A 25,059-nucleotide genomic window follows, 5' to 3' on the forward strand; every position below is an offset into this window, starting at 1 on the left:
TCGGGAAAAACCCACAAGACAGGAACACATCCATCATGAAGAAGATCAAGATCGTCGGTGCGATCCTCGCCGCCGGCACCCTGCTGGGCGCGTGCAGCGGCACCGGCAGCGACAGCGGCACGGCCGACACGGCCTCGAAGGACTACACGTACGCCGTCATCACGCACGGCGCGCCCGGCGACGCCTTCTGGGACCGGGTCAAGTCCGGCGCCGAGCAGGCCGGCAAGGACTACGGCGTCAAGGTCAACTACGCCTCCGACGCCGATCCGGCCAAGCAGTCGCAGCTGATCGACGGCGCGGTCGCCGACAAGGTCGACGGCATCGTCGTCTCGATGGCCAACCCCGACGGTGTCGAGGCCAGCGTCAAGAAGGCCGTCGCGGCCGGCGTCCCGGTCATCACGATCAACTCCGGTGTCGACCAGTTCAAGGACTTCGGCGCCATCACGCACATCGGCCAGACCGAGACGATCGCGGGCCAGGCCGTCGGCGAGAAGCTCAAGGAGGCCGGTTCGAAGAACGCCATCTGCGTCATCCAGGAGGCCGGCAACGTCGGCCTGGAGGAGCGCTGCAAGGCGGTCGCCGAGACGATGGGCGGCACGGTCGAGAACCTGCAGGTCGACGGCACGGACGACAACGCCGTCCAGGCCACGATCACCTCGAAGCTGCAGAGCAACACCGACATCGACACCGTCGTGACGCTCGGTGGCCAGTACGCCATCGACGCCGTCGCCGCGGTCAAGGACTCCGGCAGCAGCGCCAAGGTCGCGACCTTCGACCTGTCCGAGGACGTCATCAAGGACATCCAGGCCGGGACGATCCTGTTCGCGGTCGACCAGCAGCCCTACGTCCAGGGATTCCTCGGCGTGACGGGTCTGTACCTCAAGTCGATCAACGGCAACGACATCGGTGGCGGCCAGCCCATCAACTCGGGCCCGGCCTTCATCACCAAGGAGAACGCGGACGCCGTCCTGAAGTTCGCCTCGAACGGCACGCGCTGACCTGATCCCCGGGGGCCCGGAGCGATCCGGGCCCCCGGGGGCCCGGCACCACCAGCACCACGGCACCGCCAGCACCACGGCACGACCAGCAGCACCGCACCACCTTCACCTTCTCCATCCGCACAGCTCTTCAGCCCACCCAGGGAGCACCCACATGACCACCGCCACCGTGACGGACGAGCGCATCGCGCGGACGTCCACCGTCACCAAGCTCTTGAAACGACCGGAGATCGGCGCGCTTGTCGCGACCATCGTGATCTTCGTGTTCTTCGCCGCCACGACGAGCGTCTTCGCGACAGCTCCGGGAGCCAGCACCTGGCTGCGCGGCGCCTCGACGATCGGCATCATGGCCGTCGCCGTCGCCCTGCTGATGATCGGTGGCGAGTTCGACCTGTCGGCCGGTGCCATGACGGGCTTCACGGGCCTGGTCGTGGGTGTCCTGACGACCGAGTACGGCCTCAACATCTGGGCCGCGATCGTCGTGTCGCTGGCGCTCGCGCTTCTCGTGGGCTTCGTCAACGGGGTGCTCGTCATGAAGACGGGGCTACCGAGCTTCATCGTCACGCTCGGCACGTTCTTCGTGCTGCAGGGCATCGACCTCGCCGGCACCAAGGCACTGATCGGCCAGGTCGCGATCCAGGGCATGTCGGACGTCCCCTACTACGACCAGGCCAAGAAGGTCTTCGGATCGGCGGCCGACATCGGTGGCGGACTCGTGTACGCCTCGGTCTTCTGGTGGATCGCCGTCACGGCGATCGCCACGTGGATCCTGCTGCGCACGCGCACCGGCAACTGGATCTTCTCGGTCGGCGGACAGCAGACCGCGGCCCGTCAGATCGGCGTCCCGGTCTTCAAGACCAAGGTCGGCCTGTTCATGACGACCGCGGGCGCCGGCTGGCTCGTCGGCATGCTCCTGCTGTTCACGACGTCGACCGTCCAGAGCAACACGGGCGTCGGCCAGGAGTTCATCTACATCATCTGCGCCGTGGTCGGAGGCTGCCTCATGACGGGCGGCTACGGCTCGGCGATCGGCGCCGCCCTCGGCGCCCTGATCTACGGCATGGTCAACCAGGGCATCGTCTACTCGGGCTGGGACAACAACTGGCTCAAGGCCTTCCTGGGAGTCATGCTCCTGGGAGCGGTGCTCCTCAACGAGTGGGTTCGCAAGCGAGCGGAGACGGCACGATGAGCAAGACATCCAACCAGTCCACCGACGGCGGCACGGCGACGGTCCTGACGGCCCCGGCGGCCAACGGCACCGCGGTCATCGAGGTCAAGGACATCGGCAAGCGGTACGGCAACATCATCGCGCTGAGCGACGTCTCGACGTCGGTGCGCGCGGGCGAGGTCACCTGCGTGCTGGGTGACAACGGCGCCGGCAAGTCGACGTTCATCAAGATCCTCGCGGGTGCCCACGAGCACAGCGACGGCAGCCTGCTGATCGACGGCGAGGCCACGACGCTCTCGAGCCCCCGTGCGGCCCTCGAGCTCGGCATCGCGACGGTCTACCAGGACCTCGCGGTCGTCCCGCTCATGCCGGTGTGGCGCAACTTCTTCCTCGGCAGCGAGATCACCAAGGGCGTCGGCCCGTTCAAGAAGCTCGACGTCGACGAGATGAAGCGCATCACCAAGGACGAGCTCGCCGCCATGGGCATCGACCTGCGCGACGTCGAGCAGCCGATCGGCACCCTGTCGGGCGGTGAGCGCCAGTGCGTCGCGATCGCCCGCGCCGTGTACTTCGGTGCCCGCGTGCTGATCCTCGACGAGCCCACCGCGGCGCTCGGCGTCAAGCAGTCGGGCGTCGTGCTGAAGTACATCGCCAAGGCCCGCGACCGTGGGCTCGGCGTCGTCTTCATCACGCACAACCCGCACCACGCCTACCCCGTGGGCGACCGCTTCATGCTGCTGCGTCGCGGCAAGAGCATGGGCGACTTCCCGAAGGCCGAGATGACGCTCGAGGAGCTGACGTCGATGATGGCCGGCGGCGCCGAGCTCGAGTCGCTCGCGCACGAGCTCGAGAAGACGATGGGTCCCGACTCCGAGGTGGCGCAGACGTTGAAGGCCGACGTCACGTGAGCGCCGGCGCAGCGACGGGACAGCCCGCGCTGCGCGTCGGGATCGTGGGCTTCGGCTGGATGGGACAGGTGCACGCCCGTGCCCTGTCCCGTCTGCTGCAGCACTACCCCGACGCGCCCCTGGCACCCCGTCTGGTGGCCGTGGCCGACAACGCACCCGACGACCGCACCAAGCGGGCCGCCGACGCGTACGGCTTCGAGCACCTGCTGTCCGACTGGCGCGAGCTCGTCACGCACGACGAGATCGACCTGGTCTGCGTGACCGGCCCCAACTTCATCCACCGCGACGTCGCCGTCGCGGCGGCCGAGGCCGGCAAGCACCTGTGGGTCGAGAAGCCCGCGGGCCGAGACGCCGCCGAGACCGCCGAGATCGTCGCGGCCGTCGAGGCCGCGGGCGTCCAGGCGGCCACGGGGTTCAACTACCGCAACGTGCCGGCGGTCGACCGTGCCCGCGAGATCGTCGCGTCGGGTCGCATCGGCCGCGTCGAGCACACCGTCGTGCGCTTCCTCGCCGACTACTCGGCCGATCCGGACGCCGCGCTGTCGTGGCGGTTCCAGAACGAGTTCTCGGGGTCGGGCGTGCTGGGCGACCTCGTCAGCCACGCGGCCGACCTCGTGCGGCACGTCGTCGCCCCGATCGACGAGCTCGTCGTCGACCGGGCCACGTTCATCCCGCAGCGGCGGGCGGCCCTGCCGGGCGCGATGCACTACGAGAAGGGCGCCGGCGACCTCGGCGACGTCGAGAACGAGGACTACGTCAACGCGCTGTTCCGCCTGACGGACGGCTCGCGCGGCATCCTGGAGTCGAGCCGTACCGCGGTCGGCGAGCAGAACACGTACGGCTTCGAGGTGCACGGCACGCACGGCGCCGTGCAGTGGGACTTCCGGCGCATGAACGAGCTGCGGGTCACGAGCGTCGACCCCGACGCGGGCCAGGACTACCTCAACAGCTTCTACACGACCGAGTACGCGGGCCCCGGCGACGGCGAGCTCAGCAGGTTCCAGCCCGGCACCAACAACCCGATCGGCTTCGACGACCTGAAGGTCGTCGAGGCGCGCCGGCTCCTCGAGTCGATCGCCACCGGCATGCCGGTGGGCGCGACGATCCACGACGCGCTGGCGGCGGCGAAGGTGCTGGACGCCATGATCGAGTCATCGAACGAACGAAAGTGGGTCTCGCTGTGAGTCTTCGCGTGGGTGTCATCGGTGCGGGCGCGATGGGCGCCGACCACATCCGGACCATCTCGACCAGCGTGCCGTCGGCGCGCGTGTCGGCGGTCTACGACTTCAACACCGACACGGCCCGTGCGGCCGCGTCGCCCGTCGGGGCCGAGGTCGTCGGATCGGCCGAGGAGCTCATCGACTCCTCGTCGGTCGACGCCGTCATCATCGCCTCGCCCGACCGCACGCACGCCGACCTGGTCCGCGCGTGCCTCGCGGCGGGCAAGCAGGTGCTGTGCGAGAAGCCGCTGGCCGTCACGGCCGACGAGGCCTACGGCGTCGTCGAGGCCGAGGTCGTCGGCGGACGCCGGCTGCTGCAGGTCGGCTTCATGCGCCGCTACGACCCCGGCTTCGTCGCGCTCAAGCGCACCATCACCGACGGGGTCGTCGGCGACGTGCGGCTGGTGCACGCGATCCACCGCAACGCGTCGAGCAGCACGAGCACCGACGACGCGGGCCTCGTCACGGGCTCGATGATCCACGAGCTCGACACGATCCCGTGGCTGCTCGACGACCAGATCTCGGCGATCCGGGTCGAGTCGCCCGTCGTCGGCGGGTTCCGCGACCCACAGCTCGCGACGATCTGGACGAGCGGCGGCGTGATGGTCACCGCCGAGGTCTTCGTCAACGCGGGCTACGGCTACGACGTCCGCTGCGAGGTCGTCGGCTCGAGGGGCACCGCCTCGCTCGCTCCGTCCGAGGCGGTCAGCACGCGGGTCGCGGGCGTCGACGGCGTGCCGGTGCGCGACGACTTCGTGGCGCACTTCTCCGACGCGTACCGCATCGAGCTGGCGACGTGGGCCGGCGAGGCCCTGGCGGGCCGCACCACGGGCCCGAGCGCGTGGGACGGCTACGTCGCCAACGCCGTGGCCGAGGCCGGTGTCGCGTCGCTGGCGTCCGGCGCCCGCGAGCCCGTCGAGCTGAAGCCCCGCCCGTCGCTCTACGCCTAGCCCGGCGAGCGGCGCAGGACGGCGTGCTGGGACCCGCTCAGCCCACCGGTCCTGTGCCACTCGCGGGGCCGGTGGTGCTGCGGGCCACGAGGTGAGGTGCCAGGACGACCTCGCGGGGGGCGCCGCCGTCCAGCAGGTCGAGAGCCCCGTCGATCGCGGCCTCGGCCATCTCGGCGGCGTTCTGCGAGATCGTCGACATCTGGGCGTGGGGTCCCACCGCCAGTCGTGAGTCGTCGTAGCCGATGACCGAGACCTCGGCGGGGACGTCGACGCGTCGCCGCACCAAGAGGTCGAGGACCCCTGCGGCGCACCGGTCGTTGAACGCGACGACGCCCGTGGGCGTCGTGGGGGAGTCGAGCAGGACCTCGACGGCGCGCGAGCCGTCGTGCTCGGTGGGCCCACCGGCGACCACGCGGGCGTCCGCGCCCAGACCGTGACGCTCCACGGCGAGGGCGAACCCGCGTCGCCGGTCGTCCGCGCCCGGGGCGTCGCCACCGTCGACGTGCACGAGCCGGCGGTGCCCCAGGGCCACGAGGTGGTCGACCGCCAGGGCCACGCCGCCCGCGTCGTCGCTGTGCACCGACGAGACGCCGGCGACCTCGCTGCGCCGGGCCACGAGCAGGAGCGGGACACGGTCGGCGGTCGTCGCGAGCTCGTCGTCGGCCAGCGCCGAGCCCAGCAGCACCGCGACCTCGCACCGCTCGCGCAGCAGGGCCTGGATCGCGACGTCCTCGCGCCGGCTGGGTGCCACCGCGCTGATCGCGAGGTCGTAGCCGCGGGCCGAGGCGGCGCCGTAGAGGTGCTCGACGAGGTCGCCGTGGAAGGCCTGCTGCAGGTCGAACGTCACGCCGATCAGCCGCGAGCTCGACTGGCGCAGCTTGCGGGCGCGCTCGTCGCGCACGTAGCCCATGTCGTCGGCGATGGCCCGCACGCGGGTGCGGGTCGCGTCGCTGGCGCCGGGCACGCCCCGCATCACGATCGAGACCAGGGCCGTCGAGACGCCGGCCTCGCGGGCGACGTCGGCGAGGGTCGGCCGTGCCGCGCCCGTCCGCCTCGTGCCGGGTTGCGTCATGCGTCGTCCTCGGGTCGTCGGGGGTGCGTCGACGTGGTTGACGACGCGGTGCGGGGAGTCTATCGTCGCTCATCTAGAACGTTCTAGTCACGAAGGAAGCCCATGACCACCACCCCCGTCCGCATCGGCCTGATCGGTGCCGGCCGCATCGGTGCCTCGCACGCCGACGTCATCGCCCGCCGCGTCCCCGAGGCGACCCTCGTCGCGGTCGCCGACCCCCGACCCGGTGTCGCGTCCGAGCTCGCCGGGCCGCTCGGGGCGCGGGGCGAGACGTCCGTCGACGCCGTGCTGGCCGCCGACGACGTCGACGCCGTCGTGATCGCCGCGTCCTCCGTCGCGCACGCCGAGCTGATCGTCGCCGCCGCCCGCGCGGGCAAGCACGTCTTCAGCGAGAAGCCCGCCGGCATGACGCTCGACGAGATCGACGCCGCGCGCGCCGCGACCGCCGCCGCAGGCGTCGCCTTCCAGGTCGGCTTCAACCGTCGCTTCGCCCGCGAGTTCGTCGCGGCGCACGAGGCCGTCGTGGCGGGCCGGCTCGGCACCGTCCGGCAGCTCCGGTCGCTGACCCGCGACCCGGGCCGCGGGCCGTCCGACCCCGACGTCGTCCCGCCGTGGACGATCTTCACGCAGACCCTGATCCACGACTTCGACACCCTCAACTGGCTCAACCCCGGTGCCCACGCGGTCGACGTCGTCGCGACGGCCGACTCGCTGACGGCCCCCGGCCACCCGACGCTGCTCGACCACGCGACCGTCGTGATCCGCTACAGCAACGGGGCCATCGCGACCGCCGAGGCGAGCTTCGCCGCGACGTACGGCTACGACGTCCGCGGCGAGGTGCTGGGCTCGGAGGGCATGGTCACGATGGGCGAGGGTGCGCAGTCGTCCCTGCGCCTGCACACCGCCGACGGCCGCGTGGCCGCCACGTCGCACAGCGACACCGATCTGCTGATCGACGCCTACACGGGCGAGTTCGCCGAGTTCGCGCAGGCCGTCCGCGACGGGCGCACGCCGTCCGTCACGGGCGACGACGCCTTCGCGGCGTTCGCGATCGCCCAGGCGTGCATCGACTCGATGACGTCCGGCGCGCGGGCGGAGGTCGCACGATGACCTTCGACCTCGCGATCTGCTCGGAGATGGTCTACACCGACCTGCCGCACCTCGAGCGCGTCGAGCGCATCCACGCCGCCGGCTTCGCCGCCGAGATCTGGGACTGGACGCAGAAGGACGCCGGGGCGCTCGTCGCGACGGGTGCCCGCTTCACGTCGATGACCGGCTACGTCACGGGCGACCTCGTCACGCCCGAGGGCGCGGACGAGCTGCTGCGCACGGCCGAGCTGTCGATCCCGTTCGCCCAGGCGATCGGGTGCCCGTCGCTCAACCTGCACGGCACGGGCCTCGGCGAGGGCGGGATCCCCGTGCGTCCCGTCGAGGTCGTGACGGGCGACATGTGGCTCGCGGCCGAGAGGACGCTGTCGCGCATCGCGGAGCTGGGGGCCACGCACGGCGTCACGTTCGTGCTCGAGAACCTCAACACCGAGGTCGACCACCCGGGCACGCCGTTCGCCAGGGCCGCCGACACGCTGGCGCTCGTCGCGGCGGTCGACAGCCCGCACCTCAGGATGAACCTCGACCTCTACCACGCGCAGATCGGCGAGGGGAACCTCGTCGATCTGATCCGGCGGGCCGTCCCGCACGTGGGCGAGGTGCAGGTCGCGGACGTCCCGGGTCGCTGCGAGCCCGGCACGGGCGAGGTGCGCTGGTCGTTCGTCGCCCGGGCGCTGGCCGACGCCGGCTACGACGGCGTCGTGGCGATGGAGGCGTTCGCGATCGACCCGTCGGTCGAGGGCAGCGACCGCGCCCTCGAGGCGTTCCGCACGGCCTTCACCGTCTGACCCACCCCCCGCCCCCCGTCTGCCGAGGAGGGGGTTGCGGCCCCTTGGCGAGAGGGTTGCCGTCCTCTCCTCGGAGGGCGGTAACCCTCCCGTCAGCGGTGGGGGAGGAAGGCGCCGGGCTCGTTGTAGGGCGTCACGACCTGGATGTGCGACGGCAGGGAGTGGACCGGCCCGGGCAGGGCGCCGTGGGCCTGCATGACGACCCGGCAGGCGCGCCGCATGTCGTCGCGCAGGTCGTGGTGCAGGACGGCCGACAGCCGGCGCGACCGCAGCAGCCCGGCGTTGTCGGCGTCGAGGTCGTGCGCGACGAACGCCCGGCACGTCCGCCCCGCCCGCCGGAACGCCTCGAGCGTCGCGACGTTGCCGCCGCCGATCGAGTACACCGTGTCGATCGACGCATCGGCCTCGAGAGCCGCTGCGACGGCGTCGAGCATCGTCGCGTCGAGACCGTCGGTCTCGGCCACCTCGTGCACGGGGCGCCCGGGCGCGAGCTCGGCCCACGCCGCGCGGAAGCCGGCCCCGCGGTCGTCCTCGCCGCGGAACGCCGCACTGCTCAGCGTCGTCAGGGCCGCGCCGTGGCCGTCGCGCGTCCACTGCGACAGCAGGTACGCCGCGGTGGCCCCCGCGGCCCGGTTGTCGATGCCGACGTAGGCGATCCGCCGGCTGTCCGGCACGTCGGTCACGAGCGTGACGACGGGGATGCCGGCGGCGACGAGCTCGTCGACCGCGTTCACGACCGCGGGGTCGTCGGGTGCCTTGAGGACGACGCCCTGCGAGCCGCGCCGCGCGATGGTGCGGAGCGTCCGGACGACCTCGGGCGGCGAGCTCGTCTCCTGCAGGTGGAACCGCGCGCGGATGACCGCGGGCCGCAGGTGCGGCAGCTCGGCCTCGAGCGCGGCGCGCACGGCGGACGAGAAGCGCGCCGGCGTCTGCATCACGAGGTCGACCAGGAACGTGCGTCCCGCCACGCGCACCTGCGACGCCTGCCGGTCGAGCTCGGCGATCGCCCGCTCGACCTCGGCGACCGTGCCGGCGCGCACGCCCGGACGGCGGTTCAGCACGCGGTCGATCGTCGCGAGGCTCAGGCCGGACTGCTGCGCGATCTCGCGCAGGCGGTAGCGGTGTCCCATGCGTGCTGCACGTCTCCCTGAGGTGTTCTTGAGGTGTTTCGGCCCACCACGGAGCATACGGCCACGACTAGCGTCGGGGTGTACCCGTCACCGAGGAGATCACCATGACCGCCACCATCGACAGCGCCGCCAGCAGGTCGCCCCGCCTGCGCGAGGCCGACTGCGACGTCGACGACTTCGCCGCCGTCGTCCAGCAGACCACCGACGTCGCCGACTACCCGCACGCCGACCACGTCGAGCAGGGCGTGCTGGTCTACGACTCGGCCGTGCTGCGCGCCGCGGCGTCGACCCCCGAGGGCGCCGTCGAGGTCGAGGGCGAGCTCGTGCGCGCCCTGAGCGAGGGCCCCGGCGTCGTGGCGCTCAAGGGCGCCTTTCCCGACCCGTCGGTGGTCGACCGCGTCACGGCCGTCTTCGACGAGATCATCGTCGACGAGCGTGCCGCCGGCACCGCCCCGGGCGACCACTTCGCGAAGCCCGGCGCCAACAGCCGGGTGTGGAACGCGCTCGAGAAGCTCGCGGTGCGCGACCCCGAGGCCTTCGTCGACTACTACGCCAACGACGTCCTCGCGCTGGTCTCGCGGGCCTGGCTGGGCCCTGCCTACCAGGTGACGTCGCAGGTCAACGTCGTGCGCCCCGGCGGGGTCGCGCAGGACCCCCACCGCGACTACCACCTCGGCTTCCTGTCGAACGAGGTCGTCGAGCGCTATCCGGCCCACGTCCACCTGCTCTCGCCGGTGCTGACGCTGCAGGGCGCCGTCGCGCACTCCGACATGCCCGTCGAGAGCGGTCCGACGATGTACCTGCCGCACTCGCACAAGTACGTCCCCGGCTACCTCGCCTGGCGCCTGCCGGAGTTCCGCGCGTACTTCGCCGAGCACCACGTGCAGCTCCCGCTCGCCCTGGGCGACGCGGCCTTCTTCAACCCGGCCCTGTTCCACGGTGCGGGCTCCAACGTCTCGACCGACGTTCAGCGCATGGCGAACCTGCTCCAGGTCTCGTCGGGCTTCGGGCGCGCGATGGAGACGGTCGACCGCTCGCGGGTCTCCAAGGCGGTCTACCCCGCGCTGCTCGCGCGCCTCGCCGAGGGCGCCGACGCCGATCTCGTCGCGAACGCGGTCGCGTCGTCGGCCGAGGGGTACCCGTTCCCGACCAACCTCGACCGCGACGCCAACGTCAACGGCCTCACGCCGCTGTCGCAGGCCGAGGTCGTCCACCGGGCGCTCGCCGAGGGCTGGACGCCCGAGCAGCTCGACGCCGCGGTCGACGCCTACGACGGACGGCGGCGCACCGATGGCTGAGCCGCTGCTGGCCGACAGGGTCGTCCTCGTCAGCGGGGGCACGCAGGGGGTCGGCGGCGGCATCGCCCGGGCGGCCGTCGCCGAGGGCGCGACGGTCGTCGTGACCGGGCGTCGTCCCGACGTGGGGGAGGCGTTCGCGGCGTCCCTCGGCCCGGCCGCGAGCTTCGTCGCGTGCGACGTCGCCGACGTCGAGCAGGCCCGCGGGGCCGTCGCGACGACGATCGAGCGGCACGGCCGCATCGACGGCCTGGTCAACGCGGCCGGCCTCACGAGCCGCGGCACGCTGCTCGACACGACGCCCGAGCTGTTCGACCAGCACGTCGCGGTCAACCTGAGGGGGCCGTTCTTCCTGATGCAGGCGGCCGTCGCCGACATGGTGCGGCGCGGGGCCGGCGGGACCGTCGTCAACGTCCTGACGATGTCGTCGCACGGCGGGCAGCCGTACCTCGCGCCGTACGTCGCGAGCAAGGCCGGGCTGGCCGGTCTGACGCGCAACGCGGCGCACGCCCACCGGTGGGACCGGGTGCGCGTCAACGGCATCAACATCGGCTGGACCCAGACCGAGGGCGAGGACGCCGTGCAGCGCGAGTTCCACGACGCCGACGACACGTGGCTCGAGAAGGCGAACGCCTCGCAGCCCATGGGACGGCTCGGGCAGGTCGACGACATGGCGGCGCTGGCGGTGCTGCTGCTGTCGGACCGCAGCGGCGTCGTGACGGGCTCGGTCATCGACTGGGACCAGCACGTCGTCGGGGGATCGGACTGACCCGCGGCGGCGGGGCGAGTATGCCATCAGCGAACAGCCGTGTTTTGGCGTGTGTTCGTCCCCGGCGCCGTCTAGGTTTGTGGCGTGAACACATCTGACAGCTCCAGCCCACTGTCGCCGAGGATGGCCGGCGAGGCCGGTCCCTCGGATCTCGACGGACACATCTACCAGCGCCTGCTCAAGGAGCGCATCGTGTTCCTCGGGTCCGAGGTCCGCGACTCCAACTCCAACGCGATCGCCGCCCAGATGCTGCTGCTCAACGCAGAGGATCCCCAGGCCGACATCTTCCTCTACATCAACTCGCCGGGTGGCTCGGTCGACGCGGGCATGGCCATCTACGACACGATGCAGTTCATCTCCAACGACGTCGCGACGTTCGGCATGGGCCTGGCGGCCTCGATGGGCCAGTTCCTGCTCGCCGCCGGCACCGCGGGCAAGCGCTACGCCCTGCCGCACGCGCGCATCATGATGCACCAGCCGTCCGGCGGCATCGGCGGCTCGGCCTCCGACATCAAGATCCAGGCCGAGCAGAGCGTCCTGCTCAAGAAGCAGCTCAACCAGCTGCAGTCGGTGCACAGCGGCCAGACCGTCGAGCAGATCGAGCTCGACTCCGACCGCGACCGCTGGTTCACGCCCGAGCAGGCCAAGGAGTACGGCCTGATCGACCACGTCGTCAAGAGCGCAGGAGACCTGACCGCATGAGCTACTACATCCCGCAGTGGGAAGAGCGCACGTCCTACGGCTTCCGTCGCATCGACCCCTACACCAAGCTGTTCGAGGACCGCATCATCATGCTGGGCACCCCGATCAGCGACGACGTCGCCAACGCCGTCATGGCGCAGCTCATGTCGCTGCAGGCCATGGACCCCGACCGCGACATCAGCATCTACATCAACAGCCCCGGTGGTTCGTTCACGGCGCTGACCGCGATCTACGACACGATCCGCTACATCAAGCCCGACGTGCAGACGCTGTGCCTGGGCCAGGCCGCCTCGGCCGCCGCGATCCTGCTGGCCGCCGGCACGCCGGGCAAGCGGCTGGCGCTGCCCAACAGCCGCATCCTGATCCACCAGCCCTACACCGAGGGCACCGGCGGCCAGATCTCCGACCTCGAGATCCAGGCCAACGAGATCTTCCGCATGCGTGAGCTGATGGAGAAGATGATCTCCGACGCCACCGGCAAGTCGATCGAGGAGGTCAGCAAGGACGTCGACCGCGACAAGATCCTGACGGCGCAGCAGGCCGTCGAGTACGGACTCGTCGACGAGGTCCTCGACACGCTGAAGACCCCCGCCATCTGATCAACTCGGATCGCGACATCCGGCCTGTGACCGAGACGACGAGGCATTTCGCCGCTACCGTGGATGCCACGTCGTCTCGGTCGCTCCGGGTCCGGCCCCCCGTCACGACAGCGGCCGGATGATGCGCCGCTTCAGCAACACCCGCCTCACGGCAAGAAGGGACTCTCCCCATGGCACGCATTGGTGAAACCGCCGATCTGCTGAAGTGCTCGTTCTGCGGAAAGAGCCAGAAGCAGGTCAAGAAGCTCATCGCGGGCCCCGGCGTGTACATCTGCGACGAGTGCATCGACCTGTGCAACGAGATCATCGAGGAGGAGCTCGCCGAGGGTGCCGAGCTGAGCCTGGGCGAGCTGCCCAAGCCGCACGAGATCTACGACTTCCTCAACGGCTACGTGATCGGTCAGGACGGCGCCAAGAAGTCGCTGGCCGTCGCGGTCTACAACCACTACAAGCGCGTCCAGGCGCAGACCTCGGGCGGGCGCGGCAAGGACGACCAGGTCGAGCTGGCCAAGTCCAACATCCTGATGGTCGGCCCCACGGGCTGCGGCAAGACGTACCTGGCGCAGACCCTCGCGCGCATGCTGAACGTCCCCTTCGCGATCGCCGACGCGACGGCCCTGACCGAGGCCGGCTACGTCGGCGAGGACGTCGAGAACATCCTCCTGAAGCTCATCCAGGCCGCCGACTACGACGTCAAGAAGGCCGAGACGGGCATCATCTACATCGACGAGGTCGACAAGATCTCGCGCAAGAGCGAGAACCCCTCGATCACCCGCGACGTGTCCGGCGAGGGCGTGCAGCAGGCGCTGCTCAAGATCCTCGAGGGAACGACGGCCTCGGTGCCGCCGCAGGGCGGGCGCAAGCACCCGCACCAGGAGTTCATCCAGATCGACACGACCAACGTGCTGTTCATCGTGGGCGGTGCCTTCGCGGGCCTCGACCAGATCATCGAGCAGCGCAGCGGCAAGATGGCGCTGGGCTTCAGCGCGGCGCAGCAGGACATCGGCGCCAAGGCCGAGCCGCACAAGCTCTACAGCAAGGTGCTGCCCGAGGACCTGCTGAAGTTCGGCCTGATCCCCGAGTTCATCGGTCGTCTGCCGGTCATCGCGGCCGTCGACAACCTCGACAAGGACGCGCTGGTCGCGATCCTGACCCAGCCGCGCAACGCCCTGACCAAGCAGTACGTCCGGCTGTTCGAGATCGACGGCGTCGAGCTCGAGTTCAGCGCCGACGCCAGCGAGGCCATGGCCGACCTGGCCCTGGCGCGCGGCACGGGCGCCCGCGGCCTGCGCTCGATCATCGAGTCGGTGCTCGAGCCGGTCATGTACGAGATCCCGAGTCGCGACGACGTCGCGAAGGTCATCGTCAACGCGGCCACGGTGGCCGGCACCGAGGGCCCGCAGATCCTGACGCACGACGAGGCAGCCAAGAAGGCTTCCTAGCTGTCCGCGGGGCTGCCATACTCCACGTCGTGACCCGTCATGACGTGGAGTTCTCGTCCGACGACGAGCGCTGTGCCGCCTGGTTCTACCCACCCCGCAGCGGATCGGACCCGGCCCCCGTCGTGGTCCTCGGCATCGGCCTCGGCTCGATCAAGGAGATGGGCCTCGACCGGTACGCCACGGCGTTCCAGGAGCATGGCTACGCCGCCCTGGCCTTCGACCACCGCTCGTTCGGCGCCAGCACGGGCGAGCCGCGCCAGGTCATCGACGTCGCACGACAGCTCGACGACTGGCGTGCCGCGATCGCCTTCGCGCGGACGCGGCCCGGCGTGGACCCCGCCCGCGTCGTGGTGTGGGGCACCTCGTTCGGCGGGGGGCACGCGCTGACGCTGGCGGCCGAGCAGCCGCCGGGAGTCGTCGCGGCGATGGCCCAGTGCCCGTTCACCGACGGCATCGCCTCGGCGGCCGCGATGAGCCCGCTGAGCGCCCTGCGGGTGGGACCGCGCGCCCTCGCCGATCTCGTCGGCGCCCGCCTGGGGCGCCGCCCGATCATGATTCCGACGGCGGGCCCGCCGCACACCGCGGCCCTCATGACGTCCCACGACGCCGTGACGGGGTTCCTGGCCCTGGTGCCGCCCGAGGCGTCCGGCCGGTTCGTCAACCGGGCGGCGGCGCGCATCGGTCTGCGCATCATGGGCTACCGACCCGGGCGGCGGCTGCGTCGCGCCCGCGTGCCGATCTTCGCCGCCGTGTGCCGGCACGACACCGTCGCGCCGCCCCGTGCCGCCCTGCGGCAGCTGCGTCGCGCCCCGGACGTCGAGATCAGGACGTACGAGACGGGGCACTTCGCGATCTACCAGGATCCCTGGTGCGCTCCCGCCGTGGCCGACCAGCTCGACTTCCTCGAGCGGCGGGTTCCGGTGGGCGGCTGACGCGGTCACCGCAGCCCCCGGCGCCCCGCCCCGCACCGCTACGTTGGTCGCATGACCTCCGTCGACATCGCCCTGCTGGGAGCCACCGGATTCACCGGCGGCCTGACCGCCGACTACCTCGGCACGCACCTGCCACCCGGTGCCTCGTGGGCGATCGCGGGACGCAACCAGGCCAAGCTCGAGGCCGTCGCCGACCGGGTCGAGACCCTCGGCGGTGTGCGACCCGAGATCATCTCGGCCGAGACCGGCAACGCCGACTCGATGGCCGCGCTGGCCGGCAGCACCCGGGTGCTGATGACGACGGTCGGCCCGTACGTCCAGCTGGGCGAGCCGGCCGTGAAGGCCGCGGCCGAGGCCGGCATCGCGTACGTCGACCTGACCGGCGAGCCGGAGTTCGTCGACGCGATGTGGCTGAAGTACCACGAGACGGCGCAGCGCACGGGGGCGCGCCTCGTGCACGCCTGCGGATTCGACTCGATCCCGTACGACCTCGGCGTCCTGTTCACGGTCGAGCAGCTGCCCGAGGGCGTGCCGCTGGACGTCAAGGGCTACATCCGCGCCGGGGGCACCGCCTCGGGCGGCACCTACCACTCGGCGATCGGCGCGTTCTCGCGGCTGCGCCAGTCGGCCCGGACGGCGGGGGAGCGCAAGCGGCTCGAGGGACGTCCTGACGGCCGCCGCGTGCGCGGTGGCGGCACGATCGGACGCGGTGCCGGCGGCAGGGGGTGGGCGCTCCCGCTGCCGACGATCGATCCACAGATCGTGCTGCGCTCGGCCCGGTCGCTGGAGCGGTACGGGCCGGAGTTCACCTACTCGCACTTCGCCCAGTTCACGAAGCTTCCGATGCTGGCCGCCACGATCGGCGGCGGCGCGGTGCTCCTGGCGGGTGCGCAGCTGCCTCCGACCCGGGCGCTCCTGCTCAAGCTCAAGTCGCAGGGCGACGGACCCGACGAGCAGAAGCGCGCCTCGTCGTGGTTCTCGCTGCGCCTGATCGGCGAGGGCGGTGGCACGACGGTCACGACAGAGGTCTCGGGCGGCGACCCGGGCTACACCGAGACCGCCAAGATGCTGAGCGAGTCGGCGCTGTGCCTGGCCTTCGACGACCTGCCCGCCGTGTCGGGCCAGACCACGACGGCCGTCGCGATGGGCGACGCCCTCATCACGCGCCTGCGCGACGCGGGCATCACGTTCCGCACGCTCTGACCGACCGCCGAGTGGTGCATCCCGGCCCGCTGGGGGTCCCCCCGCGAGCGCTAGCGAGTGGGGGCGCGGTGCGGTGTGGACGGACACGCCGTCCCAGAACGTCCAGGACGCACCACTCGCGGGTCGGGGGTCAGGCGGGGGTGGGGGTCGCGACGACCGTGAAGCCCGTCGCGGACTCGTCGGCGGTGAGGGTCGGCTCGGCCGTGACGCGTCCGGCGGCCCGGACGTCGGCGAAGGCCGCGGCGAGCAGGTCGAGCTGGGCCTGGCTGCCGGTGACCGTCAGCTCGGAGATCTCGGTCTTCTGGCTGACCTTCGCGACCGACTTCGCGCCGCGGATGTCGGCCAGGACCGTCGCCGCCGCGGCCAGCACGCCCGGGTCCTGCTCGGGAGTCGTCAGGTCGGTCGACGCGACGGGCCACGCGGCGCGGTGGATCGAGCCCTCCTGCCACCACGACCAGACCTCCTCGGTGACATAGGGCAGGAACGGCGCCAGCAGGCGCAGCTGCACCGACAGCGCCAGCACGAACGCCGCCTTCGCCGACGTGCCGCCGGCGTCGTCGCGCCGGGCGCGCTCCTTGACGAGCTCGAGGTAGTCGTCGCAGAAGTCCCAGAAGAACTTCTCGGTGACCTCGAGGGCCGTCGCGTAGTCGTAGGCGTCGAAGGCCGTCGTGGCCTCGTCGACGACACCGCGCAGGCGGCTCAGCATCGCCTGGTCGATCGCCTCGGTGACGCGCGCCGGGTCGAGGTGCGAGGCGTCGGCGCCGAGGCCGTACTGCTCCTCGGCGGCCAGCACGAACTTGCTGGCGTTGAGCACCTTCATGGCGAGGCGCCGTCCGACCTTCATCTGCTGCTCGTCGAACGGCGAGTCGGCGCCCGGTCGGGCACCGGCAGCGCGCCACCGCACGGCGTCGGCACCGTAGGTCGCCAGGATCGTGTCGGGGACGACGACGTTGCCGACCGACTTGCTCATCTTCTTGCGGTCGGGGTCGACCACGAAGCCCGAGATCGAGGCGTGCGTCCACGGGGCGGTGCCGAACTCCTGGTGAGACCGGACGACCGACGAGAACAGCCACGTGCGGATGATGTCGTGGGCCTGCGGGCGCAGGTCCATCGGGAACGTCTTGGCGAACAGCTCGGGGTCGCGCTCCCACCCGCACACGAGCTGCGGGGTCAGGGACGACGTCGCCCACGTGTCGAGGACGTCGGGATCGGCGACGAAGCCGCCGGCCACGCCGCGCTGCGACTCCTCGAAGCCCGGGGGCGTCTGCGAGGCCGGGTCGACCGGCAGGGTCTCCTCGGCGGCGAAGATCGGGTCGTCGTAGTCGGGCTCGCCGTCGGCGTCGAGCCGGTACCAGACGGGGAACGGGATGCCGAAGAACCGCTGGCGGCTGACGAGCCAGTCGCCGTTGAGGCCCTCGATCCAGTTGGTCAGGCGCGACTGCATGTACGACGGGACCCACTCGATCTCGTCGCCGCGGGCCACGAGGGCCGAGCGCAGGTCGGCATCGCGTCCGCCGTTGCGGATGTACCACTGACGCGTCGAGACGATCTCGAGCGGCTTGTCGCCCTTCTCGTAGAAGTTGGCGACGCGCTGCGTCGGGGTGGGCTCGCCGTCGAGGTCGCCGCTGTCGCGCAGGGCCGCCACGACGAGCTCGCGGGCCGAGAACGTCGTCTTGCCGGCCAGCTCGGCGAACAGCTCACGTCCGGCCTCGGTGGCGATCCACTCGGGCACCTCGCGCAGGATGCGGCCGTCGCGGCCGATGACGGTGCGGTTGGCGAGCTGGAACTCACGCCACCACTGCACGTCGGTCAGGTCGCCGAACGTGCAGCAGTGCACGATGCCCGATCCCTTCTCGGGGTCGGCGAGCGTGCTGGCCAGCACGGGCACCTCGACGCCGAAGATCGGCGACGTGGCGCTGGTGCCGAACAGGTGCCGGTACCGCTCGTCGTCGGGGTGGGCGATGATCGCGACGGCCGCCGGCGTGAGCTCGGGTCGGGTCGTCTCGACGTGGTGGGTCGAGCCGTCGGAGAAGTGGTACGCGACGCGGTGGTAGGCGCCGGGGTAGTCGCGGGCCTCGAGCTCGGCCTGCGCGACGGCGGTCTGGAACGTGACGTCCCACAGCGTCGGGGCGTCCTGCGTGTACGCCTCGCCGCGGCCGACGTTGCGCAGGAAGGCCCGCTGCGACACGACCTGGGCGTTGTCGCCGATCGTCGTGTAGGTCTGCGTCCAGTCGACGCTGAGGCCGAGCGTGCGCCACAGCTGCTCGAAGACCTTCTCGTCCTGCAGCACCAGCTCGTTGCACAGCTCGATGAAGTTGCGCCGGCTGATCGGCACCTGCTTCTTCGGGTCGGGCTTCTCGGGCCGGACGAAGTCGGCCTCGTAGGGCAGCGTCGGGTCGCAGCGGACGCCGAAGTAGTTCTGCACGCGCCGCTCGGTCGGCAGCCCGTTGTCGTCCCACCCCATGGGGTAGAACACCTCCTTGCCGCGCATGCGCTGGTAGCGGGCGACGAGGTCGGTGTGCGTGTACGAGAAGACGTGGCCGACGTGCAGCGAGCCCGAGACGGTCGGCGGCGGCGTGTCGATCGAGTAGATCTCGTCGCGCGACTTCGAGCGGTCGAAGGCGTACGTGCCCTGCTCGGCCCACCGGGCGGACCAGGTGGCCTCGAGACCCTCGAGGACGGGCTTTTCGGGGACGCCGTGCGCCGTGGTGTTCTCTGGGCTGCTCACGACAGTCAAGTCTATGGGGCGGCGCGCGCCGGACCCCACGCCCCTACGCCCGGTGCGCCGGTTCGGGGGGCGCCGGCACGTGGTCGGCGAGGTCCGCCGGGCCGGCGTGGTGGCCGGACCCGTCGGTGCGCCACAGGGCGCTGGGCCACCAGACGTGCCGGCCGATGTCGAGGGTGAGCGCCGTCACGAGCACCGAGCGGACGATGATCGTGTCGAGCAGCACGCCGACCGCCACGACGAAGCCGAGCTCGGCCAGGAACACGATGGGCAGGGTCGCCAGGGCCGTGAACGTGCCGGCCAGGACGAAGCCCGCGGACGTGATGACGCCGCCCGTCGCGGCGAGACCGATCAGCGCGCCGCGACGCGTCCCGTGCCGCAGCGACTCCTCGCGCACCCTCGTCATCAGGAAGATGTTGTAGTCGATGCCGAGCGCGACGAGGAACACGAACGCGAACAGGGGGAACGACGAGTCGGCTCCCTCGAACCCGAACACGTGACGGAACACCAGGGCGCTGATGCCGATCGCGGCGGCGAACGACACCACGACGGTGAGCAGCAGCATCAGCGGAGCGGCGATCGAGCGCAGCAGCAGGGCCAGGATCAGCAGCACCACGACGAGGATCACGGGGATGATGAGCCGGTTGTCGGCGCGGGAGGCCTCCTGGACGTCCTTGTTGACGGCCGTGTTGCCGCCGACCAGCGCATCGGCGCCGTCGACGGCGTCCACCGCGTCGCGCGCCCGGTCGATCGTGGCGAACGCGGTCGCCGAGTCGGGCGCGGACGTCAGCGTGCCCTCGATGTAGGCGACCGGGCTGCCGGCGGGGCTCCTGACGGCGACGCTCGCGGGATCGATGCCGTCGACCCCGGCCAGGGCGTCGGCGACGGCATCGGCCCGGTCGCCGCTGGCGATGACGGCGACGGGCGACCCCGCGCCGCCGGGGAAGTGCTCGGCCAGCTTCTTCTCCGCCACCACGGACGGCTGCTCCTTGGTGAAGCTCTGCTCGTTGGTCAGCCCGTCGGCGTCGAGCTGCACGATGCCGAACGACAGGCCCACCAGCACCAGGGTCGTCGCGACCCACACCGTGCGCGGGGCGCGTGCGATGCGGCGGCCGACCTTCGCCCAGAGCCCGGTCTCGCTCCTGACCGGCTCACCGAAGCGCGGCACGAAGGGCCAGAAGATCCAGCGGCCGACCACGACGAGCAGCGCCGGCAGCATGACCAGCATGACGAGCAGGGCGCAGGCGATCCCGGCGGCGCCGACCGGCCCGAGGCTGGCGGTCGAGTTCATCTGCGCGAACGTCAGGCACAGCAGCCCGATGATGACGGTGGCACCGCTGGCCAGGATCGCGGGCGCCGCCCGGTGCAGGGCGTGGGCCATGGCCTCGCGGCGGTCCCGGTAGCGGTGCAGCTCCTCGCGGTAGCGGGCCACGAGCAGCAGCGCGTAGTCGACGCCGGCCCCGAGCACGAGGACGCTCAGGATGCCCTGGCTCTGCCCGTTGACCGTCAGATCGGCGTTCTTGGCCAGCAGGTACACGACGCCCTGGGCGATGCCGACCGCCCCGACCCCGCAGAACAGGAAGAGGATCGCCAGCTGCAGGCTGCGGTACGTGATCAGCAGGATCACGAACACGATCCCGACGGCCGAGAACAGCAGGATGCCGTCGATGCCCGAGAAGGCCTCGGCCTGGTCGGCGCCGAGGGCCGCCGGTCCGGCCAGGCTGACGTCGAGGCCGGCGGCGTCACGATCGGCGATCGCCGCGATGTCGTCGACCCGGTCGGGCAGCATCTCCCAGCCGTCGTCGCTCATGCGGATCGTGGCGGTCACCTGGAGGGCCTGCCCGTCCTGGGACGGGACGGGGCCCTCGACGCGGGCGACGTCGTCGACGTTCGCGAGCGACGCGACGTCGGCCGTGGCCTTGGCCAGGTCGGCGGCGGTCGTGCCGCCGTCGCGGACGTACAGGACGATCGCCGGGATGTCGTCGGGGTCGGAGAAGGCCGCCGCCCGTTCGATGACCTCGGTCGACTCGGCGTCGCCGGGCAGCCACGACGCGATGTCGTTGTCGACGACCGACGTGAGCCTGCCTCCGAGGGCACCCATGCCCATGAGGAAGACGAGCGACACGCCGAGGACGATCCAGGTGGTCCAGCGGTGGGTGACCCATGTGGCGACGTTGCGGGACATCGGTGCTCCAGGGGGGTGAGAAGGCAGCGAGAACGTGGCACCGGCACCCCGGCTTCAGGCTACGCCCGTGGCGCCCCGGAGTCATCCCCTTCCTGCTGCGATACTGGTGTGGATGACACCTACGTACGCGGAGGTCGAGCGCGCGCTCCTCGGCCGCTGGCCCGAGACCCGTCTCGAGCCCTCCCTCGACCGCATCGCCGCGATCTGCCGCCTCCTCGGCGACCCGCAGGACGCCTATGCGGTCGTCCACCTGACCGGCACCAACGGCAAGACGTCCACGAGCCGCATGATCGACACGCTGCTGCGTGCCCTCGACCTGCGCACCGGACGCTTCACGAGCCCGCACCTCCAGTCGATGACCGAGCGCATCTCGCTCGACGGCGTGCCGCTGACGGAGGCACAGTTCGTCGACGCGTTCGCCGACGTCGCCGCCTACGCCCAGATCGTGGACGACTCGTCGCAGCACCCGCTGTCGTACTTCGAGACGATGGTCGCGATGGCGTATGCCGCGTTCGCCGACGCGCCCGTCGACGTCGCGGTCGTCGAGGTCGGCATGGGCGGCTCGTGGGACGCGACGAACGTCGCCACCGGCCAGGTCGCCGTCGTCACGCCGATCGGCGTCGACCACGCGACCTACCTGGGCGACCGGCCCGAGCTCATCGCGGTCGAGAAGTCCGGCATCATCAAGGCCGGCTCGCACGCCGTGCTGGCCGAGCAGTCGCCCGAGGTCATGGACGTCCTGATGCGCCGCGCCGTCGACGTCGGTGCGATCGCGCTGCGCGAGGGCATCGAGTTCGGCGTCAACGACCGGGTCACGGCGCTCGGTGGGCAGCTGGTCGGCCTGCAGGGACTGTCGGGCTCGTACGACGAGATCTTCCTTCCGCTGCACGGCGCGCACCAGGCGCACAACGCGGCGTACGCCCTGGCGGCGGTCGAGGCGTTCACGGGCAGCAAGCAGCTCGATCCCGACCTGGTGCGCGGCGCGTTCGCGCAGGTGACGTCGCCGGGACGGCTCGAGGTCGTGCGTCGCAGCCCCACCGTGCTGCTCGACGCCGCGCACAACCCGCACGGCGCCGAGGCCACGATCGCCGCGGTGCAGGACTCGTTCTCGTTCAGTCCCCTGATCGGGGTCGTCGGCGTCATGGCCGACAAGGACGTCGAGGAGATGCTCCGGATCTTCGAGCCCGTCATGGCCGAGATCGTCGTGACGCAGAACAGCACCGACCGCGCGATGCCGGCCGACGAGCTGGCCGAGCTGGCCGGCGACGTCTTCGGCGACGAGCGGGTCGTCGTGGTGCCGCGGCTCGACGACGCGATCGAGCGGGCCGTCGCGATGGCCGACGGAGGCGACGGTGGCGACGACGCGATCGGCAGCGGTGGCGTGCTCGTCACGGGCTCGGTCGTCACGGTCGGCGAGGCCCGCGTGCTGCTGGGCGGGACCGTCGCATGAGAGGACTCGTCGCATGAGGGGCATGTGTGCCGCGATGCTGTCGCTGCAGGCCATCATCTTGGGCCTGTCGGTGCCGGTCATGATCGCGGTCGAGGACGTCCACAAGACGCTCGCGCTGATCCTCGGGCTCGGCCTGGCGGTGCTGTGCGTGCTGGTCGCGGGATCCCTGCGCCGCCCGCAGGCGTACTGGGTCGGTCACGCGATCCAGGCCGGCACGATCGCGCTGGGCTTCCTCGTGCCGGCGATGTTCTTCGTCGGGCTGATGTTCGCGGCCCTGTGGTTCGGGGCGTTCTTCCTGGGTCGCAGGATCGAGGACGACAAGGCCCGCTGGGCCCGCGAGGCCGCCGAGGCCGAGGGGCAGGACGACGACGGCGCTCAGCCGGCGTCGTGAGACCCCACCCGCAGCGCCAGCGCGGGGCACGCCAGCGCGGCTGACCGGGCCGCACGCACCAGGTCGTCCGGCAGCTCGCGACCGTCGACGACGGGGAAACCCCACTCGTCGAGCGTGATCCTCTCCGGCAGCAGCCGCGAGCACAGCCCGTGCGCGTCGCACCGGGTCCAGTCGACGTCGATCGTGCTCATCGCGTTCCCTCCTCGGGGGTCGGCAGGACGGTCGAGGCGGGCCGCCCGCACCGCCCGTGGTGCTGGTGGACGGCGAGCTCGTCGGCGAGCGCGTCGAGCGCCGAGCCGACGAAGGCCGCCGAGCCGTCGGGGTGTGCGCAGGCGCCCCGTCCGCGGACGAGCGCGAGCCGCCGGTGGGCCGATGCGGCACGGTCTGCGCCCGCCCCCGCCGCCAGGGCCGCGAGGTCGTCCGCGATCGCCGGCAGCCCGAAGAAGCACGGTCCGCACTGCCCGGCCGACTCCGCGGCGAGCCAGCGCGCGACCCGGACGACCTCGTCGACGACGCACGTGCCGGGGTGGGGGCGCGCGATGACTCCGGCGCCGAGGGGGGAGCCCGCGGCGCGCAGGGCGGCCCGGTCGACCGTCAGCCCGTCGACGTCGCGGCGCCACGTGCCGTGGTAGCCGCCGACCAGCACGGGGGCCGTCGTCGCCGGCAGCAGCACCGACAGCGGCGTGCCGTTCGGCACCTCGACGACACCCCGGACGGGCGCGTCGCCCAGCACGGTCAGCAGGCTCGTCCCCGGCTCGGCGGTGCTGCCCGTGCGGGCGTACTCGGCGACCCCCATGCGGCCCAGCAGGGCGAGGTGGGCGAACGTCTCGACGTTCGAGCCGAACGTCGGCAGGCCGTCGACGCCCGAGACGTGCGGCAGCACCCGGCGGCCGCCCGGCACCGCCCGTCCGGTTGCGAGGCCGTTGACGACGGCACGGATCTCGCCACCGACGAATCCGCCGTCCGCGGCACGGACGACCCGCACGACGGTCGCGTCGGTCCGCTCCGCCACGGCGTGCACGAGCGAGTCGTGGGCGGCGGCGTCGTGCACCACGATCGTGACGTTCGCCGTGCCGAGCGCGTCCGCGACGACCAGCGCTCCGTCGATCACGAGGTGCGGCGCGCACGTCATGAGCACGCGGTCCTTGCGGCTCGCGGGCTCGCCCTCGCTGCCGTTGAGCAGCACCGCGACGTCGCGTCCGGACGGCATGGCGGCGAGCTTCGCGGTGACGGGGAAGGCCCCGCCGCCGCGGCCGAGCAGGTTGACGTCGCGCGTCGCGGCCACGAGCCAGCTGCGTCGGCGCAGCACCGGCGCGCCGTGCAGCAGCAGGTGCCGGGCGTGGTCGACGCGGCCGTGCTCGGCGACCCCGGCGAGCAGCCGGGGGGCGCCGATCGACGAGACGGGTGTCGTGGGGGAGTCGAGGACGGCGGTCATGGGTGGCTCCTGACGAGGGTGCGGGCGGAGGCGAGGGGAGCGCGGCGGGCGGCCGCGTGGTCGCGCAGGCGCAGACCGACCGCGACGGCGACGGCGAGTCCGCAGGCGGCGTAGATCGCGGTCGTCCACGTGGCGCCGGTGTCGGTGCCGGCGAGGATGCCGTGGGCCATCGCCGCGGCCCACCCGGCGTACGCGGCCAGGTGCACGCGGCGCCACGTGCGGGTGGCCCGCGCCGAGGTCGCGAGTCGTCCGCGGGCGGCGCCCGACACCGCGACGACCACGAACGCGTAGACCGCGAGCGTCCCGAGGCCGAGGGCGAGCGGACGGTAGCCGGCCGTGAACGGCACGACGGTCGAGGTCAGGGAGACGTCGACGTAGACGTCGAGGACGATCAGCACCGCGTGGGCCAGCAGCATCGTCAGCCCGAGCACCGCGGCCGAGCGGTGCGCCACCTGCACCAGGAACCGGCGGTCGAGCTGTCGTTCGGTGGGACGCGCGCGGTGACGGGACGCCAGGGCACCCATCGCCGTCGACGCCGTGAACGCGATCAGGGCGACCATGCCGGTGGCGCGTGCGAGGTACCAGATCAT

At 71.8% G+C, this 25,059-nt stretch carries 23 protein-coding genes; 16 read left to right on the top strand and 7 right to left on the bottom strand.

Annotated features, from left to right (window positions below; all coding sequences use genetic code 11):
- Positions 1-35 precede the first annotated feature (35 nt).
- The 5 genes from ASD10_RS16720 (at position 36) to ASD10_RS16740 (ending at position 5,244) form a co-directional block, all read left to right on the top strand.
- A complete protein-coding gene (locus tag ASD10_RS16720; protein ID WP_056611565.1) occupies positions 36-998 on the top strand; it encodes a sugar ABC transporter substrate-binding protein in 963 nt (320 codons plus the stop codon).
- A gap of 154 nt (positions 999-1,152) precedes the next feature.
- The gene (locus tag ASD10_RS16725) at positions 1,153-2,187 is read left to right on the top strand and encodes an ABC transporter permease (protein ID WP_056611568.1); all 1,035 of its coding nucleotides are present in this window, start codon (positions 1,153-1,155) and stop codon (positions 2,185-2,187) included.
- On the top strand, positions 2,184-3,074 hold the full coding sequence (locus tag ASD10_RS16730) for an ATP-binding cassette domain-containing protein (protein WP_082556358.1): 891 nt from the start codon (positions 2,184-2,186) through the stop codon (positions 3,072-3,074). Before ASD10_RS16725 ends, ASD10_RS16730 begins: the two co-directional genes overlap by 4 nt.
- Positions 3,071-4,258, top strand: a complete 1,188-nt coding sequence (locus ASD10_RS16735) for a Gfo/Idh/MocA family protein (RefSeq protein WP_082556359.1) — start codon at positions 3,071-3,073, stop codon at positions 4,256-4,258. Before ASD10_RS16730 ends, ASD10_RS16735 begins: the two co-directional genes overlap by 4 nt.
- On the top strand, positions 4,255-5,244 hold the full coding sequence (locus ASD10_RS16740) for a Gfo/Idh/MocA family oxidoreductase (RefSeq protein ID WP_157432708.1): 990 nt from the start codon (positions 4,255-4,257) through the stop codon (positions 5,242-5,244). The genes ASD10_RS16735 and ASD10_RS16740 overlap by 4 nt, the downstream gene beginning before the upstream one ends.
- 37 nt (positions 5,245-5,281) lie before the next feature.
- On the opposite strand, the gene ASD10_RS16745 is transcribed toward ASD10_RS16740, so the two are convergent.
- Positions 5,282-6,316, bottom strand: a complete 1,035-nt coding sequence (locus ASD10_RS16745) for a LacI family DNA-binding transcriptional regulator (protein ID WP_056611573.1) — start codon at positions 6,314-6,316, stop codon at positions 5,282-5,284.
- Between the two features lie 102 nt (positions 6,317-6,418).
- Between ASD10_RS16745 and ASD10_RS16750 the strand changes: the two genes are divergently transcribed.
- The gene (locus ASD10_RS16750; protein WP_056611576.1) at positions 6,419-7,426 is read left to right on the top strand and encodes a Gfo/Idh/MocA family oxidoreductase; all 1,008 of its coding nucleotides are present in this window, start codon (positions 6,419-6,421) and stop codon (positions 7,424-7,426) included.
- Positions 7,423-8,211 (top strand): TIM barrel protein, encoded by a 789-nt coding sequence (locus tag ASD10_RS16755; protein ID WP_056611578.1) that lies wholly within the window; start codon positions 7,423-7,425, stop codon positions 8,209-8,211. The genes ASD10_RS16750 and ASD10_RS16755 overlap by 4 nt, the downstream gene beginning before the upstream one ends.
- Positions 8,212-8,303: 92 nt before the next feature.
- Here ASD10_RS16755 and ASD10_RS16760 read toward each other — a convergent pair whose 3' ends face one another.
- Positions 8,304-9,341, bottom strand: coding sequence for a LacI family DNA-binding transcriptional regulator (locus tag ASD10_RS16760; RefSeq protein WP_056611581.1), 1,038 nt, complete (start codon positions 9,339-9,341; stop codon positions 8,304-8,306).
- Between the two features lie 104 nt (positions 9,342-9,445).
- On the opposite strand from ASD10_RS16760, the gene ASD10_RS16765 reads away from it, so the two are divergent.
- From ASD10_RS16765 to ASD10_RS16795, 7 genes are all read left to right on the top strand, one after another.
- Positions 9,446-10,639 (top strand): phytanoyl-CoA dioxygenase family protein, encoded by a 1,194-nt coding sequence (locus ASD10_RS16765; protein ID WP_056611583.1) that lies wholly within the window; start codon positions 9,446-9,448, stop codon positions 10,637-10,639.
- The gene (locus ASD10_RS16770) at positions 10,632-11,405 is read left to right on the top strand and encodes an SDR family oxidoreductase (protein WP_056611586.1); all 774 of its coding nucleotides are present in this window, start codon (positions 10,632-10,634) and stop codon (positions 11,403-11,405) included. Before ASD10_RS16765 ends, ASD10_RS16770 begins: the two co-directional genes overlap by 8 nt.
- Before the next feature lie 123 nt (positions 11,406-11,528).
- Complete coding sequence (locus ASD10_RS16775; RefSeq protein ID WP_056611589.1) at positions 11,529-12,107, top strand: ATP-dependent Clp protease proteolytic subunit; 579 nt, start codon at positions 11,529-11,531, stop codon at positions 12,105-12,107.
- Positions 12,104-12,706 carry an ATP-dependent Clp protease proteolytic subunit gene (locus tag ASD10_RS16780; RefSeq protein WP_056611591.1) on the top strand — a complete coding sequence of 201 codons (603 nt, stop codon included), beginning with the start codon at positions 12,104-12,106 and terminating at the stop codon, positions 12,704-12,706. The genes ASD10_RS16775 and ASD10_RS16780 overlap by 4 nt, the downstream gene beginning before the upstream one ends.
- A gap of 170 nt (positions 12,707-12,876) precedes the next feature.
- Positions 12,877-14,148 (top strand): ATP-dependent Clp protease ATP-binding subunit ClpX, encoded by a 1,272-nt coding sequence (clpX, locus tag ASD10_RS16785; RefSeq protein WP_056611594.1) that lies wholly within the window; start codon positions 12,877-12,879, stop codon positions 14,146-14,148.
- 29 nt (positions 14,149-14,177) lie between these two features.
- On the top strand, positions 14,178-15,080 hold the full coding sequence (locus ASD10_RS16790; RefSeq protein ID WP_056611597.1) for an alpha/beta fold hydrolase: 903 nt from the start codon (positions 14,178-14,180) through the stop codon (positions 15,078-15,080).
- 51 nt (positions 15,081-15,131) lie between these two features.
- Complete coding sequence (locus ASD10_RS16795; protein WP_056611600.1) at positions 15,132-16,283, top strand: trans-acting enoyl reductase family protein; 1,152 nt, start codon at positions 15,132-15,134, stop codon at positions 16,281-16,283.
- Positions 16,284-16,413: 130 nt separating this feature from the next.
- Here ASD10_RS16795 and valS read toward each other — a convergent pair whose 3' ends face one another.
- A complete protein-coding gene (valS, locus tag ASD10_RS16800) occupies positions 16,414-19,011 on the bottom strand; it encodes a valine--tRNA ligase (protein WP_056611603.1) in 2,598 nt (865 codons plus the stop codon).
- A 43-nt stretch (positions 19,012-19,054) separates the two neighbouring features.
- The gene (locus ASD10_RS16805; RefSeq protein WP_056611606.1) at positions 19,055-21,193 is read right to left on the bottom strand and encodes an MMPL family transporter; all 2,139 of its coding nucleotides are present in this window, start codon (positions 21,191-21,193) and stop codon (positions 19,055-19,057) included.
- A 112-nt stretch (positions 21,194-21,305) separates the two neighbouring features.
- Between ASD10_RS16805 and ASD10_RS16810 the strand changes: the two genes are divergently transcribed.
- Together ASD10_RS16810 and ASD10_RS16815 are read left to right on the top strand one after the other, a co-directional pair.
- Positions 21,306-22,643: a folylpolyglutamate synthase/dihydrofolate synthase family protein gene (locus ASD10_RS16810; protein WP_056611609.1), complete on the top strand. Its 1,338-nt coding sequence runs from the start codon at positions 21,306-21,308 to the stop codon at positions 22,641-22,643.
- Between the two features lie 13 nt (positions 22,644-22,656).
- On the top strand, positions 22,657-23,034 hold the full coding sequence (locus ASD10_RS16815; protein ID WP_082556360.1) for a DUF4233 domain-containing protein: 378 nt from the start codon (positions 22,657-22,659) through the stop codon (positions 23,032-23,034).
- Here the strand turns inward: ASD10_RS16815 and ASD10_RS16820 are convergent.
- From ASD10_RS16820 to ASD10_RS19555, 3 genes are read right to left on the bottom strand one after another with little or no spacing between them, the layout of a single operon-like run.
- Positions 23,019-23,225, bottom strand: coding sequence for a ferredoxin (locus ASD10_RS16820; RefSeq protein WP_056611615.1), 207 nt, complete (start codon positions 23,223-23,225; stop codon positions 23,019-23,021). The genes ASD10_RS16815 and ASD10_RS16820 overlap by 16 nt on opposite strands.
- A complete protein-coding gene (locus ASD10_RS16825; protein WP_056611617.1) occupies positions 23,222-24,469 on the bottom strand; it encodes an NADH-ubiquinone oxidoreductase-F iron-sulfur binding region domain-containing protein in 1,248 nt (415 codons plus the stop codon). The genes ASD10_RS16820 and ASD10_RS16825 overlap by 4 nt, the downstream gene beginning before the upstream one ends.
- Positions 24,466-25,059, bottom strand: a complete 594-nt coding sequence (locus tag ASD10_RS19555) for a hypothetical protein (RefSeq protein WP_056611620.1) — start codon at positions 25,057-25,059, stop codon at positions 24,466-24,468. The genes ASD10_RS16825 and ASD10_RS19555 overlap by 4 nt, the downstream gene beginning before the upstream one ends.

This window comes from Aeromicrobium sp. Root472D3, from assembly GCF_001426485.1.
In the GTDB taxonomy this organism is placed as follows: Bacteria; Actinomycetota; Actinomycetes; order Propionibacteriales; family Nocardioidaceae; genus Aeromicrobium.

What these genes read in the sequence shown, in the direction of transcription:
- ASD10_RS16720 (WP_056611565.1), top strand. Translation starts at nt 36, where the DNA reads ATGAAGAAGATCAAGATCGTCGGTGCGATCCTCGCCGCCGGCACCCTG.
- ASD10_RS16725 (WP_056611568.1), top strand. Translation starts at nt 1,153, where the DNA reads ATGACCACCGCCACCGTGACGGACGAGCGCATCGCGCGGACGTCCACC.
- ASD10_RS16730 (WP_082556358.1), top strand. Translation starts at nt 2,184, where the DNA reads ATGAGCAAGACATCCAACCAGTCCACCGACGGCGGCACGGCGACGGTC.
- ASD10_RS16745 (WP_056611573.1), bottom strand. Translation starts at nt 6,316, where the DNA reads ATGACGCAACCCGGCACGAGGCGGACGGGCGCGGCACGGCCGACCCTC.
- ASD10_RS16750 (WP_056611576.1), top strand. Translation starts at nt 6,419, where the DNA reads ATGACCACCACCCCCGTCCGCATCGGCCTGATCGGTGCCGGCCGCATC.
- ASD10_RS16755 (WP_056611578.1), top strand. Translation starts at nt 7,423, where the DNA reads ATGACCTTCGACCTCGCGATCTGCTCGGAGATGGTCTACACCGACCTG.
- ASD10_RS16760 (WP_056611581.1), bottom strand. Translation starts at nt 9,341, where the DNA reads ATGGGACACCGCTACCGCCTGCGCGAGATCGCGCAGCAGTCCGGCCTG.
- ASD10_RS16765 (WP_056611583.1), top strand. Translation starts at nt 9,446, where the DNA reads ATGACCGCCACCATCGACAGCGCCGCCAGCAGGTCGCCCCGCCTGCGC.
- ASD10_RS16770 (WP_056611586.1), top strand. Translation starts at nt 10,632, where the DNA reads ATGGCTGAGCCGCTGCTGGCCGACAGGGTCGTCCTCGTCAGCGGGGGC.
- ASD10_RS16775 (WP_056611589.1), top strand. Translation starts at nt 11,529, where the DNA reads ATGGCCGGCGAGGCCGGTCCCTCGGATCTCGACGGACACATCTACCAG.
- ASD10_RS16780 (WP_056611591.1), top strand. Translation starts at nt 12,104, where the DNA reads ATGAGCTACTACATCCCGCAGTGGGAAGAGCGCACGTCCTACGGCTTC.
- clpX (WP_056611594.1), top strand. Translation starts at nt 12,877, where the DNA reads ATGGCACGCATTGGTGAAACCGCCGATCTGCTGAAGTGCTCGTTCTGC.
- ASD10_RS16795 (WP_056611600.1), top strand. Translation starts at nt 15,132, where the DNA reads ATGACCTCCGTCGACATCGCCCTGCTGGGAGCCACCGGATTCACCGGC.
- ASD10_RS16805 (WP_056611606.1), bottom strand. Translation starts at nt 21,193, where the DNA reads ATGTCCCGCAACGTCGCCACATGGGTCACCCACCGCTGGACCACCTGG.
- ASD10_RS16810 (WP_056611609.1), top strand. Translation starts at nt 21,306, where the DNA reads ATGACACCTACGTACGCGGAGGTCGAGCGCGCGCTCCTCGGCCGCTGG.
- ASD10_RS16815 (WP_082556360.1), top strand. Translation starts at nt 22,657, where the DNA reads ATGAGGGGCATGTGTGCCGCGATGCTGTCGCTGCAGGCCATCATCTTG.
- ASD10_RS16820 (WP_056611615.1), bottom strand. Translation starts at nt 23,225, where the DNA reads ATGAGCACGATCGACGTCGACTGGACCCGGTGCGACGCGCACGGGCTG.
- ASD10_RS16825 (WP_056611617.1), bottom strand. Translation starts at nt 24,469, where the DNA reads ATGACCGCCGTCCTCGACTCCCCCACGACACCCGTCTCGTCGATCGGC.
- ASD10_RS19555 (WP_056611620.1), bottom strand. Translation starts at nt 25,059, where the DNA reads ATGATCTGGTACCTCGCACGCGCCACCGGCATGGTCGCCCTGATCGCG.